General features: G+C 38.6%; 17 protein-coding genes. 9 read left to right on the top strand and 8 right to left on the bottom strand.

What is annotated here, in order from left to right; genetic code table 11:
• Positions 1-425: 425 nt before the first annotated feature.
• The 4 genes from I4641_RS21315 to I4641_RS21300 all read left to right on the top strand — a co-directional run bounded on the left by I4641_RS21315 (position 426) and on the right by I4641_RS21300 (position 1,901).
• Complete coding sequence (locus I4641_RS21315; protein WP_229642607.1) at positions 426-626, top strand: hypothetical protein; 201 nt, start codon at positions 426-428, stop codon at positions 624-626.
• Positions 626-880 (top strand): ParE family toxin-like protein, encoded by a 255-nt coding sequence (locus I4641_RS21310; RefSeq protein WP_229642606.1) that lies wholly within the window; start codon positions 626-628, stop codon positions 878-880. Before I4641_RS21315 ends, I4641_RS21310 begins: the two co-directional genes overlap by 1 nt.
• A 363-nt stretch (positions 881-1,243) precedes the next feature.
• Entirely contained in the window at positions 1,244-1,483 is a 240-nt protein-coding gene (locus tag I4641_RS21305) for a type II toxin-antitoxin system Phd/YefM family antitoxin (protein ID WP_229642605.1), read from the top strand.
• Positions 1,476-1,901 carry a type II toxin-antitoxin system VapC family toxin gene (locus I4641_RS21300; protein ID WP_229642604.1) on the top strand — a complete coding sequence of 142 codons (426 nt, stop codon included), beginning with the start codon at positions 1,476-1,478 and terminating at the stop codon, positions 1,899-1,901. The genes I4641_RS21305 and I4641_RS21300 overlap by 8 nt, the downstream gene beginning before the upstream one ends.
• A 69-nt stretch (positions 1,902-1,970) precedes the next feature.
• On the opposite strand, the gene I4641_RS23965 is transcribed toward I4641_RS21300, so the two are convergent.
• Positions 1,971-2,102: a hypothetical protein gene (locus I4641_RS23965; RefSeq protein WP_263858307.1), complete on the bottom strand. Its 132-nt coding sequence runs from the start codon at positions 2,100-2,102 to the stop codon at positions 1,971-1,973.
• A 137-nt stretch (positions 2,103-2,239) separates the two neighbouring features.
• On the opposite strand from I4641_RS23965, the gene ilvB reads away from it, so the two are divergent.
• Both ilvB and I4641_RS21290 read left to right on the top strand, forming a co-directional pair.
• Complete coding sequence (gene ilvB / locus I4641_RS21295; protein ID WP_229642603.1) at positions 2,240-4,096, top strand: biosynthetic-type acetolactate synthase large subunit; 1,857 nt, start codon at positions 2,240-2,242, stop codon at positions 4,094-4,096.
• Positions 4,097-4,255: 159 nt separating this feature from the next.
• Complete coding sequence (locus tag I4641_RS21290) at positions 4,256-5,098, top strand: N-acetylmuramoyl-L-alanine amidase (protein ID WP_229642602.1); 843 nt, start codon at positions 4,256-4,258, stop codon at positions 5,096-5,098.
• Positions 5,099-5,106: 8 nt separating this feature from the next.
• Here the strand turns inward: I4641_RS21290 and I4641_RS21285 are convergent, their stop codons facing one another.
• From I4641_RS21285 to purH, 3 genes are all read right to left on the bottom strand, one after another.
• Positions 5,107-6,585, bottom strand: a complete 1,479-nt coding sequence (locus I4641_RS21285) for a sensor histidine kinase (RefSeq protein WP_229642601.1) — start codon at positions 6,583-6,585, stop codon at positions 5,107-5,109.
• A gap of 259 nt (positions 6,586-6,844) precedes the next feature.
• The gene (rpsU, locus tag I4641_RS21280) at positions 6,845-7,021 is read right to left on the bottom strand and encodes a 30S ribosomal protein S21 (RefSeq protein ID WP_006507325.1); all 177 of its coding nucleotides are present in this window, start codon (positions 7,019-7,021) and stop codon (positions 6,845-6,847) included.
• A gap of 225 nt (positions 7,022-7,246) precedes the next feature.
• Positions 7,247-8,791, bottom strand: coding sequence for a bifunctional phosphoribosylaminoimidazolecarboxamide formyltransferase/IMP cyclohydrolase (purH, locus tag I4641_RS21275; protein WP_229642600.1), 1,545 nt, complete (start codon positions 8,789-8,791; stop codon positions 7,247-7,249).
• 158 nt (positions 8,792-8,949) lie between these two features.
• Between purH and I4641_RS21270 the strand changes: the two genes are divergently transcribed.
• Both I4641_RS21270 and I4641_RS21265 read left to right on the top strand, forming a co-directional pair.
• The gene (locus I4641_RS21270) at positions 8,950-10,164 is read left to right on the top strand and encodes a DUF928 domain-containing protein (RefSeq protein WP_229642599.1); all 1,215 of its coding nucleotides are present in this window, start codon (positions 8,950-8,952) and stop codon (positions 10,162-10,164) included.
• A gap of 188 nt (positions 10,165-10,352) precedes the next feature.
• On the top strand, positions 10,353-10,643 hold the full coding sequence (locus I4641_RS21265; RefSeq protein ID WP_229642598.1) for a YggT family protein: 291 nt from the start codon (positions 10,353-10,355) through the stop codon (positions 10,641-10,643).
• Between the two features lie 8 nt (positions 10,644-10,651).
• Here the strand turns inward: I4641_RS21265 and I4641_RS21260 are convergent, their stop codons facing one another.
• The 4 genes from I4641_RS21260 to I4641_RS21245 form a co-directional block, all read right to left on the bottom strand.
• The gene (locus I4641_RS21260; protein WP_229642597.1) at positions 10,652-11,113 is read right to left on the bottom strand and encodes a hypothetical protein; all 462 of its coding nucleotides are present in this window, start codon (positions 11,111-11,113) and stop codon (positions 10,652-10,654) included.
• Between the two features lie 113 nt (positions 11,114-11,226).
• Entirely contained in the window at positions 11,227-12,156 is a 930-nt protein-coding gene (gene crtB, locus I4641_RS21255) for a 15-cis-phytoene synthase CrtB (RefSeq protein ID WP_229642596.1), read from the bottom strand.
• A gap of 129 nt (positions 12,157-12,285) precedes the next feature.
• Positions 12,286-13,704, bottom strand: coding sequence for a 15-cis-phytoene desaturase (gene pds / locus I4641_RS21250; RefSeq protein ID WP_229642595.1), 1,419 nt, complete (start codon positions 13,702-13,704; stop codon positions 12,286-12,288).
• Between the two features lie 194 nt (positions 13,705-13,898).
• Complete coding sequence (locus I4641_RS21245; RefSeq protein WP_229642594.1) at positions 13,899-15,053, bottom strand: 5-(carboxyamino)imidazole ribonucleotide synthase; 1,155 nt, start codon at positions 15,051-15,053, stop codon at positions 13,899-13,901.
• Positions 15,054-15,205: 152 nt separating this feature from the next.
• On the opposite strand from I4641_RS21245, the gene I4641_RS21240 reads away from it, so the two are divergent.
• A complete protein-coding gene (locus I4641_RS21240) occupies positions 15,206-15,427 on the top strand; it encodes a hypothetical protein (protein WP_229642593.1) in 222 nt (73 codons plus the stop codon).
• The last annotated feature ends 24 nt before the right edge of the window (positions 15,428-15,451 follow it).

The following is a 15,451-nucleotide window of genomic DNA, read 5'->3' as shown; positions in this document are numbered from 1 at the left end:
TTGAAATAAAAATAATTTTTTACTATACCATAAAAAACTTTTGCAAGAGTTCTTATTACTTGGTTATCAGATTTCAATTCAAGTTTCAGACTTAAAGACATGACTTATAACAAATAAACATATTTTCAGTCTATTGATGAGACTGTTTGAATAGTGCGATCTTTATGTTGTAGAAAAAGCGATCGCGATCCTTTACGTATTTGCATCTTTGCGAGAGAGAAAATTAGGATTTTGTGGGCATTATTTAAACAATTGCAAGTACATAATTTATAAAAACACCCACCCTACGGTTGATCTTTTAAATGTGTTATTGACAATAATGCGATCGCGACACCGAAAATAAAAAGCGATCGCCTTAGCAAAAATCAATTTACCATATAGAAGAAAGATATAATTTACCCGAACGAATAAGAAAATAAAAAACCATGTCAACTCTCGAACAAATTGAAGCAGCAATTCTCACACTTCCATCAGATGAGTTTGAGAAACTAAAAAAATGGTTTTTGGATTTAGATTATCAACGTTGGGATAAACAATTAGAACAAGATGTTGCAGCAGGAAAGTTAGAAGCTTTAGGAGAAGAAGCGATCGCAGAATTTGAAGCTGGTAATTGTCAAGAAATTTAATGCACTATACAACGAGGAAATTTTGGAAGTGTTACGATAAGCTAACTCTTCAAGTAAAACGTACTGCTGACCAAGCTTATGAATTACTGAAAACAGATCCATCTCACCCATCATTGCACTTCAAAAAGATTGGGAATAAATATTGGTCAGTTAGAGTAGGTTTGGATTATCGAGCTTTAGGGGTTGAAGTTAACAACGGAATTTCTTGGTTTTGGATTGGTACTCACGCACAATATGACAAGCTGGTTAACTGAATCTAGTTCGAGGTCACATTTTTAGGAATGCGATCGCGATCCTTTACATCTTTGCGCCTTTGCGTCTCTGCGAGAGACAAAATTAAGAAATTTGTATATTGCGATCGCTTTAATCTAAATCAAATGCTGTAATTAAAGTTTGATATAGATATCTGGTTCATCATGAAGAAAATCGAAAACATTACTAGTTTCGGCTAAAGCAATTCGGCTAAAGCAATTCGGCTAAAGCAATAATTTCTGCTTGAGAAGGATAGGGTAAATTGATTTTTGCTAAGGCGATCGCTTTTTCGTTTCTGTTTTGCGATCGCATTCATCATAAATGATAAAATGATTATGACTATAGTCATGAGACCATAATCATAAATGAAACAAGAAAACGAAAAGATCGGTGCAGGAGAATTTAAAACTCACTGTCTAAAGTTGATAGATAAAGTGAATCAAAGCAAAAAGCCTATAACCATCACTAAACATGGTAAACCAATGGCTAAATTAACTCCCATTGAAGATGAGGCTTATTCTCTGTTTGGTTGCTTGAAAGACACGGTGGAAATTAAAGAGGATATTGTTGAAGGTATTGGGGAAGACTGGGAAGTAGATGTCTAATTCAAAAAAAGGTATTTTATTGGATACCCACGTTTGGATTTGGCTATTTAATGGATCGACTGAATTATCCCAAAAAGCAATTGATTCAATTAACCAAGCTGGGAGTAAAGGCAAGGTATTCATTTCTGCTATTTCTGTCTGGGAATTATCAATGCTGGTGGCAAAAAACAGAGTAAGTTTATCCCAACCGATACATCAATGGGTACAAGATAGTTTAAGCCAGCCTGGGGTTAATCTATCTGTCATATCTCCAGCAATAGCTATTGAAAGTAGCTTTTTACCAGGAGATTTTTATGGAGATCCAGCAGATAGAATTATTGTAGCTACAGCCAGGGTTAATGATTTTATCTTATCAACTCACGACAAGAAAATAATTGGTTATGGGGAAGAAAACTATGTTATTTGTTTTAAAGTTTGACCTGGTTAACAATTTCATGCGATCGCACTTCCTCAATTCAAACACTACAATAAGATGAAATCAGGGTTGTTATTCCTTTTCACTCTGGCAAAATATTACACGCAACAAAGAAAAGCGATCGCTCTTATTGATAATCCCTTTCCCAACAGTCTCATATTTATTGAATAAAACTCCTGCTAATTTCATCACAATTTGTGTCATTTCGATTCACATATGTCGACACATAGAACAAAATCTTTTATATTTAAAAGCTTAACAGTAAAAATTGTCTTAGTTTTTGTTGCATATTGGACAGCAAAATTTACAATATATATAAGTAAGTTATACGGATAGCAAGCGTGGTATCTACAAGTATTCCGAAAGACTCGCAATCAACTGAAACACATCAACGCAAGACTGGTGCATTTGCCTTAATGGATAGCCTGCGTCGTCATGGTGTCAAGCATATTTTTGGCTATCCTGGTGGGGCGATACTGCCTATCTATGATGAGTTATATCGTTCTGAAGCAAGAGGAGAAGTCCAACATATCCTAGTGCGTCACGAACAAGCTGCATCCCACGCAGCAGATGGTTATGCTCGCGCTACAGGCAAGGTAGGAGTGTGTTTTGCTACGTCTGGACCAGGAGCTACTAATCTGGTTACGGGCATTGCCACGGCTCATTTAGACTCAATTCCGATGGTGGCAATTACAGGACAAGTAGCTCGTGCTGCCATCGGCACTGATGCTTTCCAAGAAACTGATATTTTTGGGATCACTACACCCATTGTCAAAAACTCTTATGTGGTACGCCATGCCAAGGATATGGCGAGAATTGTCGCCGAGGCGTTTCATATTGCCAGCACTGGTCGTCCTGGCCCTGTTTTGATTGATATACCCAAGGATGTGGGTTATGAAGAGTGCGACTATATTCCCGTACAGCCAGGAGAAGTAAACTTAAGAGGTTACAAGCCCACTGTTAAAGGAAATCCTCGCCAAATTAGTGCGGCTCTAAAATTAATCAAACAGGCAGAAAAACCCTTAATGTATGTAGGGGGTGGAGCGATAGCTTCTGATGCTCACAATCAAATAAAAGAGCTAGCGGAAAGATTTCAAATTCCCGTGACCACTACTTTGATGGGTTTAGGTGCTTTTGACGAACACCATCCCCTGGCAGTAGGAATGTTGGGGATGCACGGTACAGCTTATGCTAACTTTGCCGTAAGTGAATGTGACTTATTAATTGCGATCGGTGCTAGATTTGACGATCGCGTTACGGGAAAACTAGATGAATTTGCCAGTCGTGCCAAGGTAATTCATATCGATATCGATCCTGCTGAAGTAGGTAAAAATCGCGCTCCTGAAGTTCCCATTGTAGGGGATGTCCGCAAGGTTTTAGAGCAGATGCTCGAAAGAGCAAAAGAAGCCGATATTGGCTCTGATTCTAAAATTACTAAACCCTGGCTGGATCAGATAAGTGTTTGGCGACAAGAATATCCTCTGGTTGCACCTCATCCAGAACAAGGTGTTTCTCCTCAAGAAGTTATTGTCGAACTGAACAATCAAGCACCCCAGGCTTTTTATACTACTGATGTGGGTCAACACCAGATGTGGGCAGCACAGTTTTTGAAAAATGGCCCTCGTCGCTGGATTTCTAGCGCGGGTTTAGGCACGATGGGTTATGGTTTGGCTGCTGCTATGGGAGTTAAAGTAGCCGTGCGAGAAGAGGAAACTATTTGTATCAGTGGTGATGCTAGTTTTCAGATGAATCCCCAGGAATTGGGTACTCTGGCACAGTTTGGGATTAACGTTAAAACTGTAATTATCAACAACGGCTGGCAGGGAATGGTACGCCAATGGCAACAAAGCTTCTTTGGCGAGCGATATTCTTCTTCTAATATGGAAGTCGGCGCGCCAGATTTTAAAATTTTGGCACAAGCCTATGGTATCAAGGGAATTAGTATTAGCGATCGCTCTGAATTAGCTTCTGCGATCGCCGAAATGCTCGCCCACGATGGTCCTGTATTAATGGAAGTGAAGGTAACTAAAAATGAAAACTGTTACCCCATGATCGCCCCTGGTAAAAGTAATTCCCAAATGCTGGGCTTACCTCAAAAAGATCGTCCTGCAACTGAATTTGTTAATTGTGGCGAGTGCGGTACGACTAACCCCACTGCTAATAAATTCTGTCCTGAATGCGGTAACGAATTGTCATAATTTAATTGGCAGCAAAATATTTGGCAAAATTTGCCAGCGATTGTCCAAACAATAAGGCGATCGCTTTTTTTATAGACATGAATTATGATAACCGAGATTTTGCTGAGGGAGCGAAAAACTATCGGGGAATAATAAAAATATCTTTAATTCCCACAATACATGAAAGCTAATATTTTTCGTTTTCGCCAACCGATAATTGCTACTTTTGGTACGATTTTTCTTTCGTTTTTGTTATCTGTATCTCATCCGTACCTACACAAAGATACGATGGCAACATCTAATTCATTGGTGGCTTTTACCGAAACCGAGCGAGGTTTTGCTATATCTGACGGCGTTGATTCCAATCCTATGGAACAAACTAAAACATCGTTAGTCGCCTCCACAGCCTATAAAACTACCAAAGCCTTTGAGCAATATAAACCTAGATATGCAGTTGCCAAAATCGATCCTAGTAACTATGGCGATCGCTATAGTACGGATATACATGGCAAAACTTTAAACAATCAACCCATTGCCGTGTTACACGAAACTGTAGGATCTGCCACCAGTGCGATCAATACTTTTAGAACTCCTCAAAGTAGCGATCAGCATCAATCTAGCTATCATGCTTTAATTACTTTAGATGGGATGATTGTTTATCTCGTTCCTTCGGATAAAAGGGCTTTTGGTGCGGGAAATTCAGTATTTAAAAGCTCTTGGGGTATAGAAACAGTCCAAACCAATCCCAACCTGCCAGCATCAGTTAATAATTTTGCCTATCATATATCTTTAGAAACCCCTCCAGACGGACGAAATAAATCTGGCAATAGCTATCATAGTGGTTATACAGACAGTCAATACAAATCTCTTGCTTGGCTATTAGCTTTAAGCAGTATTCCCGACGAGCGCATTACTACTCATAAAAATGTAGATCTTTCAGGTAACAGATTTGACCCCAGAAGTTTTGATTTTGCTAAATTTTTGGAGATCTTACATACCTATCGACAACCAACAGCGGGATAAGTTTCGACTCAATAGGGTTTTTGGTTTATAGGAATTTTGACAGTAATTGTAGTTCCCTGGTTTAATTTACTATCAATAGAAATTGAACCTTCATATAGTTCTACAGCTTTATTAACAATAGATAGCCCCAAACCAGTACCAGGAGTGCTACCAACATTACCAGCCCGATAAAAAGATTCAAACAAATGTTTTTGTGATTCTGCTGGAATACCAATACCGCGATCGCGTACTTCGATGCTAATTTCTGGTGGATGGATAGAATCTTGATAAGATACTTTCAAGTTTACACCCGCTCCATCTGGTGAATATTTCAAAGCATTGGATAATAAATTATTCAAAATATATCTTAAAGTCGTTCGATCTAAATTAATGGGGTTGATGGGTACTAAATACTCAAAATCAACCTTTTTACCAGCATAGATTGAAGTTAAACCTTGAATTATTTCCAGACAAAACTTTTCTAGATCTAGAGTAGCTAATTTTAGTTTTTGTTTGCCAGATTCTGCCTTACTAATAATCAAAACATCTTCTAATAAAGAGTTCATATTTAAAGCTGCATCTTGAATTGATTGCAGATAAAACTGGCGTTGGGAATCGCTTAATTCATTTTGTCCTTCAAGATTTTGTACGCAGAGTAAAATACTACTTAAAGGATTGCGAAATTCATGAGAAGCCATAGAAATGAATCCTGATTTTAATTGTCTCAATTCTTTTTCTCTGGCTAAAGATTTACGAATCTCTTGTTCGGCTTTTTTTCTAGCTGTAATATCTCTACCTATATAAACACAGTTATAAAAATTCTTGATTTCTGTTGGTGCTAAAAAGCACTGGAATTCTATCTGTATCTTTTGTCCTGCTTTATTTTTAAAATTGACCTCAATTTTCCTGACTGAATCCTTAGAAGATAGCAAAGAATCATATATTTGTTGGCGATCGAAGTTAGAGTCTTGAATCAGATTATCGATAGAGAGATCGAGTAATTCTGATTTATTATATCCGAATATATCTGTAGCTGATTTATTCCCTCGTTCGATAATTCCCTTGGGAGTAGTGATTAATAAAACGTCTTTCATCGACGCTATAATTTTATTAGTACAATACTCAAATCTTTGGAGTTTATTGAGGGCAATTTCTGCTTCATTCAGTCTTTGCATCGATGATTGTCGAAGAGATACTAATTCAGTAACATCTTCTAAGAGAACGACTAAATTCTCTTCAATAGATTTAATATAAAAATTAAAATATACTTCGGTTGATTCGCGATCGCGACAAATACTTTCGAGAACAAAGCTTTCTTCTTTTCCTGAAAGTATTTCTTGGCAAATAGATTCGAAGCCAACTAGTTCGGGAAATCCTAACCTAACATCTTCATTGGCGGCTATGGTTTGCTCGGCGTATTTTTGAATATTATGTGAAAATTGAACGACAGTAAAATCACTGTCAAACAAGACATACTCTTGATTGTCGATGACTGGTATTAAATCCACGATTTAATTATTGATAGCTTTATTTATGCACTGGTTTAGATACTCCGAACAAAATAAATACTTCACAAAATTAAGTAATAGATTTTAGATTTATAACCTAATTTAAGCTTAGGGTAAAAGATTCAATATGAAAAGCGATCGCAAACATGACTTTTCACTCCATTGCGATCGCTTTTCGTATAGTATGGATAACTATTGATATCATTTGATAATCAAAGCTAAAGACTAATAGCTAAAAAATAATAGCCAATAGCTAGTTTTAACGGTAACGTTTTTTGCGACGAGCAATTGCTTTGCGTTTGCGCTTTTCAATTGGTGTCTCGTAGTGACGACGACGTTTGATATCAGCAAAGATACCTGCTTTTGATACTTGACGCTTAAATCGACGTAGTGCAGATTCTATGTTTTCGTTCTGTCCAACAACCACTTGGGTCATTAAAAATCATCCTCCTTTCTTGATTGGTACGGTTATTAATATTATGTTTACTGTTTGTCGGCTTATTGCCGTTGAGCTTTTTATTATAACCCCGCAGCAAACAACCTAATCTATATTTATTTCAAATACAAGATTTGGGTTCTTTGATATATAGCTTTAGTATTCTTACTATCATATAGTACAGCATATGCTGGCAACTAAATAGAAATACTATAGCGATCGGGATTAATGCAAAAAGTGACGAGTACCGCTTAATACCATCACCAAGCCTAATTTATTAGCAGCAGCAATCGAATCTTTGTCGCGAATCGAACCTCCTGGTTGAATAATACAGCTAATTCCAGCAGCAGCAGCAGTTCGTACGGAATCATCAAAGGGGAAGAAACCATCGCTAGCCAAGATTCCCCCCGAAGCTTTCGCTCCAGCTTGTTCTAGAGCGATTTTGACTGAGGCAACACGATTCATTTGACCAGCACCAATACCTAAAGTAGTGCGATCTCGACTAACCAAAATAGCATTAGATTTGACGTGCTTGACTAGCTTTTGGGCAAACAGCATTTCAGCGACTTGTTCGGAGGTGGGTTTTTTCTCTGTCACAATTTGCCAATCATCGGGATTTTCAATTTTATCGTCGCTTTGTTGAATCAAAAATCCTCCTGCGATCGCTTTAATTGTTTCTGGTTGTCCCGTTGCCAAGTCTGGCAAAATCAGAATTCTTAATTTAGACTTACTTTGCAATATTTCTCGTGCTGCATCATCGCAACCAGGAGCAACTACACATTCCAAAAAAGTCTTAGTCAAAGCTTGGGCTGTTTGAGCATCGATAGGCTGGTTTAATGCTACGATACCGCCAAAAGCCGAGATATTATCGGCATTAAAAGCTTTCTCATAAGCATCTGCCAAAGTATTGCCAACCGCTGCGCCACAGGGATTTGTGTGTTTTAAGACTGCTGCTGCGGGTTCTTGAGGGTCGAATTCAGTAATAATTCGCCTAGCTGCCTCTAAATCGACTAAATTGTTGTAGCTTAATTCTTTACCCTGTAATTTAGTAGCAGAAGCCCATCCCGATGCTATCGTTCCAGTTTGATACCAAGCTGCGGGTTGATGGGGATTTTCGCCATAACGCAAAGACTGAACTTTACTCCCCCCAATACTATAATTGTCTCCTAAATCCTCTGAGGAATTGAGCTGGGCAAAATAAGCAGCAATAGCGCGATCGTAATTATTAGTCTGAGCAAAAGCCGATCCTGCCATTTGTTGGCGAAACTCTAAGGAAACTTCTCCCTGAGACTGTTCGTATTCTGCCAAATAACCATCGTATTGACTGGGACTGCATAAAACAGTTAAATATTTAAAATTCTTGGCTGCTGCGCGGATCATCGTTGGGCCGCCAATATCGATTTTTTCGATCGCTTCTGCTACGGTAACATTAGGCTGAGCGATGGTTTGCTCGAAGGGATAAAGATTGACCACCACCAAATTTAAAGGACGAATATCATTAGCTTCCAAGTCGGCAATATCTTCTGATAAATCTTGACGAGCTAAAATTCCGCCATGAATGCGGGGATGCAGAGTTTTGACTCGTCCTCCTAATATTTCAGGAGATCCCGTATAGTCACTCACTTTAGTTACAGAGATACCAGCATCTTCCAGAGTTTTGGCTGTGCCACCACTACTAATAATCTCAAACTGAAATTTTTCTACCAAAGCTTGGGCTAACTCAACGATACCAGTTTTATCGGAAACGCTCAAAAGGGCTAAACGACTCATATGTTGCTCTTATTTCAAAGGACAGGCATTAATTACCTTAAGACATTTTGTGCCTCATGGGAATTGACTGTGTTTTTTTTGAAGTTAATAAGGTTTATATCTTGGTTTTGGGAAAGATAGTTAAAAGAATGGCAAATTTCAAAGACCGAAATATTATCATGTTAAAAAAAAGTTTACTACTAAGCACTATAGTTTTTGCTACTAGCTTGCTAATGAATGGGGTTTCTAGTCCTGCGGTAGCTACTACTATGCAAAAACCTACCCTGAAATCCCCAAAATCGGAGCATCTCGCTCAATCTAATACCCATCGAGTTAGATTGGGGGATACTTTGTGGGGAATTAGCCGTAGGTATCGAATAAATATGGGAATGCTGGTTAATCTCAATCCCAAGCTGCGATCGCGCCCTAATTTGATCTATGTAGGAGAAACTCTCTATGTTCGAGGGGTAGGGCGATCAACATCAACATCAACAGCTAGACCCCAAGATCGAGCTAAGCCCAAGCCGCCAGTCGTAGTCAAACCACGATATCAATACAAACCCCAGCCTCCAGCAAGACCTACACCTCAGCCAGTCGCAGTTCAACCTCGACCACAACCCAACCCAGTGACAGTTAAGCCCAAGCCTCAGCCAGTGGCAACCCAACCACGTCAAAATTCGAGGCGTTTGACTACATTTAATTTACCCAGTGAAAGAAGAACCTTCAAAGATCGTATCGGTGCAGATCGGGGAGGAATTTCTTGCACTCAGAATAAACAAGATTCCATGAGAACTTTATTACCAGATAATAATTTTGGTTGGACTCTATATGATTACCCTCAGTTTTTCTGGTACTCACCAGCACTAGAAGCCGAATCAATTGAATCTACAGATGTATATTTTACTTTGGGTATTGTCGAGCGCAAGGAAGATAATGGTGTAATTGAGGAGAAACTTGGAGAAGATCCTCTGTATGAAGCCCAATTAACTCAGTTGCAAAAAAGACGCTCGGAAATTGTCAGTTTTACCCTACCCCCCGATGCCGATCCTTTAGAAGAAGGACAAGAATATGAATGGGAAGTTTTAGTAGAATGTCCTGCTGGCAATCATATTTCGATTCAAGGTAGAATCAAGAGACTATCTACAGAAAATCCAGAACTCAGCAGTAAACTAGAAAATGCAACGATTGAAGAATATCCTTCGATTTTAGCTGAGGCAGGAGTTTGGTACGACGCACTGCAAATCATGACGGGGTTAATGCGAGATAACCCTGAAGACGATATTTTCCAGCAAGATTGGCAAAATGTTCTCAAACTGATTGAATTTAAAGAATCTTCCGATCTACCTATTCAATATATAGAACCCCAGTTTGAAGAGAATATCGGTCAATATTAAAGCTTAATAGGTAAATAACAATTTACTCCCTCTTCCTGTGTTGATGATTTGAAGCGGTTTTTTCGCAAATCTTATTTGGTAAATTCGATCTCAAATAAAAAATAGGGGGAATCTCAGTCTAAAATGAGTAAAGATATGATAAGTATACACTTTTTGATTATTGATTAACTTCGGAGTTTATTAAATTTATGGCTTTAATTGCTAAGAGCTTAGAAAGCTTTTTACAAATTTATTGGGTATTGTTGATTGTGAGAATTTTGCTGTCTTGGTTTCAGACAGCAGAATGGGCGGGAACAGTTATCTCTTATTTAAGCCCAATTACAGATCCTTACCTAAATATTTTTCGTTCGATTATCCCACCATTAGGCGGGATAGATATTTCGGCTATTTTGGCACTGTTTTTATTGCAATTTATTCAAAGCAGCGTAAGTCAACTGGCTTATGTTCTTAGCAACAGTTCTTACGCCATGGGGTTTTAAACTTAAACTTAATTGTCGTATTCAAAATCGTCATAATAATAAGGACGAACTTTTCCTGCGAATCCAGATGCTTTGAAATTTTTGAGTTTTAGAGGTGTTGGTTGATTTGCAGGAACGCTTATTTGAATCGAAAAATCGCTCGTTCCAGGGGGAATTTCTTCAATCGTGCCGATACGTCCTCTATTTTCAAAGGTATCGTTATCGTTAGCATCGTAAATACGCCCGAACACATCAGCATCGACAACGGTTTTGCCCGATATATTTTTCGCCTTTCCCTTGATAGTATAGCAATTAGCTGCCCTTAAATCTCCACTACCAACGCTCCCTTTAGCATCATCTCCAGCACAAGGTTCATAGGAAAGGTTGGTGAGCTTGATTGAAGTCATTGCTTCTGCTTGAGGAGTCACAATACAACTGCCTAACCATAAAATACTGGATAGAAGTAATACTGCTACAAATTTTAATCTCATAAGTAATACTTTTTTCTATTAATTTTTCTATTATTTCAGCTTAACTTGAATCGCCTATCCAGCAAAAGTTACATCTAAAATAATTAATTAATAGAGATTGAAAAAATTCAATATTACAACACTTGCGCTCTCAACCAAGCAATAGGAAGAGATAAAGTTTTTTTGTGTTTAGCAACGAAAGCCCTTTTATTAAAGACATCGTAGTTGTTAACCTCAATTTCATCAAGAATTCCTTGATAAAGCATTAAAGAAGCCCAAACTGGTAAACGAGAATCTCGAATTAAATAGCGAATGCCGTCTTCTGCCTGTTTATAATAGTCCCTAGCTCGTTTAATTTGAAATTTCATGATTGCTTTCCAGCGATCGTCAATTGTGCCAGCGAGCAAGTCTGCTTCAGTATAATCAAAAGCGTGCAGGTCATCTAGAGGAAGATAGATGCGATCGCGTTGCATATCTTCTCCCACATCTCTCAGAATGTTGGTTAACTGCATCGCCAAACCCAGGGAAATCGCTTCTTGAGTTGGGACATAAATTGGTTTGTCTTTTTCCCAAGGAACACCATTGCGATCTTTACCAATACCCAATACAGCATTAGACATTAAACCCACCGTACCTGCTACGCGGTAACAATAAAGTTCTAGTTCTTCAAAGGTTTGATAGCGATTTTTTACCAAATCCATCCGTTGCCCTGCAATCATATCCCTAAAAGGTTCAATTCCCATAGGATAGTTTTGGATAGTATCTACTAATGCTACGTCAGTATCATCTAGAGGATATCCAGCAAAAATCGATTCTAATTGTTGTTCCCATTCTGCGAGGGTTTCTTTGGTAGTGTACTTAGCTTTTTCGCCATCTACCAGTTCATCTGTGAGACGACACCAAGCGTAGATTGCCCAAATTGCCTTGCTCTTTTCCTTCGGCATTAATAAAGTACCAAAGTAAAAGGTTTTTGCGTATTCTGCCGTAATTTGACGACAGAGTTCGTAAGCCTCGTCTACCGAGACTAGATTCTGTTTCGTTTTTGATTTTGGTAATTGCAACATTCAGAAGCAAACGGGGGTACTGTCTTTATATAGGGCAGGATATTAGGTGATATCGAGTCTGGGTCGTCAATTTAATTAGCACGGTCTTATCTAACTGGCTATATTTCGACAAACAACAGACAATATATATTAAACACTAATGGCGGTCATTTCTTTGTCAACTTTGTTGGTGACGGGATAATCAGTCGCGATCGCTTTGGCTGCTAGTTTACCAGAAAGTACTGCACCTTCCATACTTCCCAGGTATTCTTGCTTAGTATAACTGCCCGCGAGATAGAAATTCTCAACAGGTGTTTTTTGAGTAGGTTTAACAGATTGCGTACCTGCCACCGCACGATAGACTGATCTGGGGGTTTTGACTACTTTTGATTTAAGTAAAGTTGCTTGGTTATCGCCCTCAAAGTGTTGTGGAAAAAGTCTTTTTAATTCCAACATGGTGGCTTCGATGATATCGCCATCAGATTTGGCTATCCAGTCTTTTGCAGGAGCAAGAACTAACTCCAACATTGATTTATCTGGATCGGCGTATTCTTTACAGGTGTTGCTCATATCAGCATAGACGCTAAGTAAAGGCGACCTAGAAAATAGTAGATGATCGATTTCGGTAATCTTGCGATCGAACCAAAGATGGAGGTTAATTACTTCTACCCCTTCAAGTTTTGACATTTCTTTAAAGAAAGGCTTTTCTTTCCAAGGTTCAGGCAACATTAGCTTAAGAGCATCCACAGACATAGCAGAGACGTAAGCATCTGCCTCTAATACCTCATCTTCTGCACCATCTAAACCCCTGAGTAAGAAACCGTTTATTTCGCCATTCTCATCGGTCATAATTTTTTTTAGGGGAGCATTCAGCTTAACTTCTCCACCCCTTTCGGTGATGTAATCAACTATTGGTTGACACAATCTTTCCGTAGGCGAACCATCTAGAAAAGCAACTTTAGAACCATAACGCTCTTTCAAAAAGCGATTAATGGCAGTTAGAGGAATAGTAGCAGAAACATCTTCAGGATTAATAAAAGTTAGAGCTTTGGAAGCTGCAATAAAAATATCACTATTAACTCGCTCGTCAATTCCTTGCTGTTCTAACCAAGCAAGGAGATCGTACTTGTCCATATTCTCAACATACTGCTGTCCCCGCACAATAGCTGGTAACAAGCCGATCGCAAACTTGAACTTTTGCGTCCATGTCAACATATCATTGTTGCGAATAATCGAAACAATTACATTAAAAGGCGCGGGAATGTCGGGAACATCGAAACGAGAATACGTCCCTGGTTTCTCTGGCTGATTAAAAATCAGAGTGTGTTCTTTCCATTGCAATCTGTCTTCAATGCCCAATTCTTTAAATAGCTGAATCATGTTGGGATATGCCCCAAAAAAGACATGTAGACCCGTTTCGTACCAGTCTCCGTCCTCATCCTTCCAGGCAGCAACCAAACCACCTAAAACATCTCTACGTTCCAAGACGATGGGTTGGTGTCCCGCATCGACTAAATATTTTGCACAGGCTAATCCTGCTAATCCTGCTCCGGCGATCGCAACTCGCATTTAATATACTAATCTCAAATAACGGTTTTTACTTTTAAGTCGCTATACTTGGCAACCTAATTTGATTATTATACTTTGCATTTCGTTACATTTCCCATTATTGATTAATAATTCTTGATCGCAATATACACGAGGCGATTATTGATTTTAGACATTCAATTGTGATTTTTCGACGCTTATGAAGCGATCGTCAATTATTTATTCCCGTACCAAATTGACTCTATTTGCTCAATGATAGATTTAGCTTGAGTTAATTCTTCTTTGTTTAAAATTACTGTAACGTGACCCAATTTTCTGCCAGGACGAGAAGATTTACCGTACCAATGAACCAAAGAATTAGAGATCTCTAAAATGCGATGCCTTCGGCTAGCTTCGCGATCGCGCTTCTCTTGATAATCCGAATCAGATTCTTCAAAACCTAATAGATTCACTATCAATGCGCCAGCAGATTTTAATTCTGTCGAACCTAAAGACATTCCCGTAACTGCCTGTAGCTGCATGGCAAATTGAGAGGTATGACAGCCGTCCAGGGTATAATGCCCCGAATTATGGGTACGGGGAGCAATTTCGTTAACCAGTACTCGATTATCTTTAGTTAAAAAGAATTCAATTCCAAATACGCCAATTACGTTTAATTTTTCCATAATTGTACGGGCGATCGCTTTGACTTTCGTTTCAACTTCTTCTGTGACATCAGCAGGGGTAATTGTCCAGTGGCACACCTGATTTTTTTGAAAAGTTTCAGTAACGGGATAAACCGCGATCGCTCCTAATTCATTGCGTGCGGCAATAATGCCTAATTCTCTTTCAAAAGGGACAAATTCTTCGATTAATAATTCTTGGATAGGAATCTTGGCAGCAAGTTTGTTTAACCCTTCTATATCTTTGATGATAAAAGTTCCCTGACCATCATAGCCATGACGACGAGCTTTCAAAACCACGGGAAAACCATAATTAGCCACAATATTTTCTGGAGACGAATAAAGACCAAATTTGGGTGTAGGAACATTAATCTTTTGTAGATAGTTACGCTGATCGTATTTATCTAATAAAGGAGTAAGAGAATCTAAACTAGGGCGAAAGCAGACTCCTGTTTGTGCAAGTTGTTGCAGTGCTTCTAAATCGATAAACTCATTTTCAAAAGTCACAATATCGCACATTTGAGCTAATTTAGCCGTGGTTATGGCATCATCTATATTTCCATAAACTACATCATTTGCTCTGGAAACTGCTGGATCTTCTTGGCTAGGAGTTTGTACGATCAACTCAATACCAAGTTTGGAGGCTTCTGCTGCCATCATCCAAGCTAATTGACCCCCACCAATTACCCCAACCTGTTTGCCTTTCATTACTACCTCAAGTTGTTTTGCTAACAATTAATCAGTTTACTAGTTTATAAACAGATAAAAGCTTTCCAATTTAAATGCGATCGCGATCGTCTCCTCGCCTATTAGAAACATTTAAACTTGTAGTAATTCTATACAACTACGAATATGTAACTGTGAATAAACAAGAAGCGATCGCGCTACTGAATCAAGAAGGATGGACAAAAGCTGATACCGAAAGAGCTTTGACTTTGCATGATTTTAAAAGTCACTCTGATATTAATGAGTTAGAAATTCGCCGTATTGCTTCTAGATTTGCAGGAGCGGAATTATTAAATCGTCAACATCTCCAAGCCAGTCAAAAGGGGTTAAGCTTAGACGTATTTACATTGCATTAACTAAATCACCTTTATTTTTTAATT

Source organism: Waterburya agarophytonicola KI4 (assembly GCF_020640915.1).
In the GTDB taxonomy this organism is placed as follows: domain Bacteria; phylum Cyanobacteriota; class Cyanobacteriia; order Cyanobacteriales; family Xenococcaceae; genus Waterburya; species Waterburya agarophytonicola.
The sequence above is the reverse complement of the archived record's forward strand: the minus strand, read 5'-3'. Positions and strand labels throughout refer to the sequence as shown.

Excerpts from the sequence above, each read along its gene's own strand:
- I4641_RS21245 (WP_229642594.1), bottom strand. The coding sequence starts at position 15,053 with ATGAAAGGCAAACAGGTTGGGGTAATTGGTGGGGGTCAATTAGCTTGG.
- I4641_RS21300 (WP_229642604.1), top strand. The coding sequence starts at position 1,476 with ATGTCTAATTCAAAAAAAGGTATTTTATTGGATACCCACGTTTGGATT.
- I4641_RS23965 (WP_263858307.1), bottom strand. The coding sequence starts at position 2,102 with ATGACACAAATTGTGATGAAATTAGCAGGAGTTTTATTCAATAAATAT.
- I4641_RS21310 (WP_229642606.1), top strand. The coding sequence starts at position 626 with ATGCACTATACAACGAGGAAATTTTGGAAGTGTTACGATAAGCTAACT.
- I4641_RS21260 (WP_229642597.1), bottom strand. The coding sequence starts at position 11,113 with ATGAGATTAAAATTTGTAGCAGTATTACTTCTATCCAGTATTTTATGG.
- rpsU (WP_006507325.1), bottom strand. The coding sequence starts at position 7,021 with ATGACCCAAGTGGTTGTTGGACAGAACGAAAACATAGAATCTGCACTA.
- I4641_RS21265 (WP_229642598.1), top strand. The coding sequence starts at position 10,353 with ATGGCTTTAATTGCTAAGAGCTTAGAAAGCTTTTTACAAATTTATTGG.
- crtB (WP_229642596.1), bottom strand. The coding sequence starts at position 12,156 with ATGTTGCAATTACCAAAATCAAAAACGAAACAGAATCTAGTCTCGGTA.
- I4641_RS21290 (WP_229642602.1), top strand. The coding sequence starts at position 4,256 with ATGAAAGCTAATATTTTTCGTTTTCGCCAACCGATAATTGCTACTTTT.
- I4641_RS21270 (WP_229642599.1), top strand. The coding sequence starts at position 8,950 with ATGTTAAAAAAAAGTTTACTACTAAGCACTATAGTTTTTGCTACTAGC.
- pds (WP_229642595.1), bottom strand. The coding sequence starts at position 13,704 with ATGCGAGTTGCGATCGCCGGAGCAGGATTAGCAGGATTAGCCTGTGCA.
- I4641_RS21305 (WP_229642605.1), top strand. The coding sequence starts at position 1,244 with ATGAAACAAGAAAACGAAAAGATCGGTGCAGGAGAATTTAAAACTCAC.
- purH (WP_229642600.1), bottom strand. The coding sequence starts at position 8,791 with ATGAGTCGTTTAGCCCTTTTGAGCGTTTCCGATAAAACTGGTATCGTT.
- I4641_RS21315 (WP_229642607.1), top strand. The coding sequence starts at position 426 with ATGTCAACTCTCGAACAAATTGAAGCAGCAATTCTCACACTTCCATCA.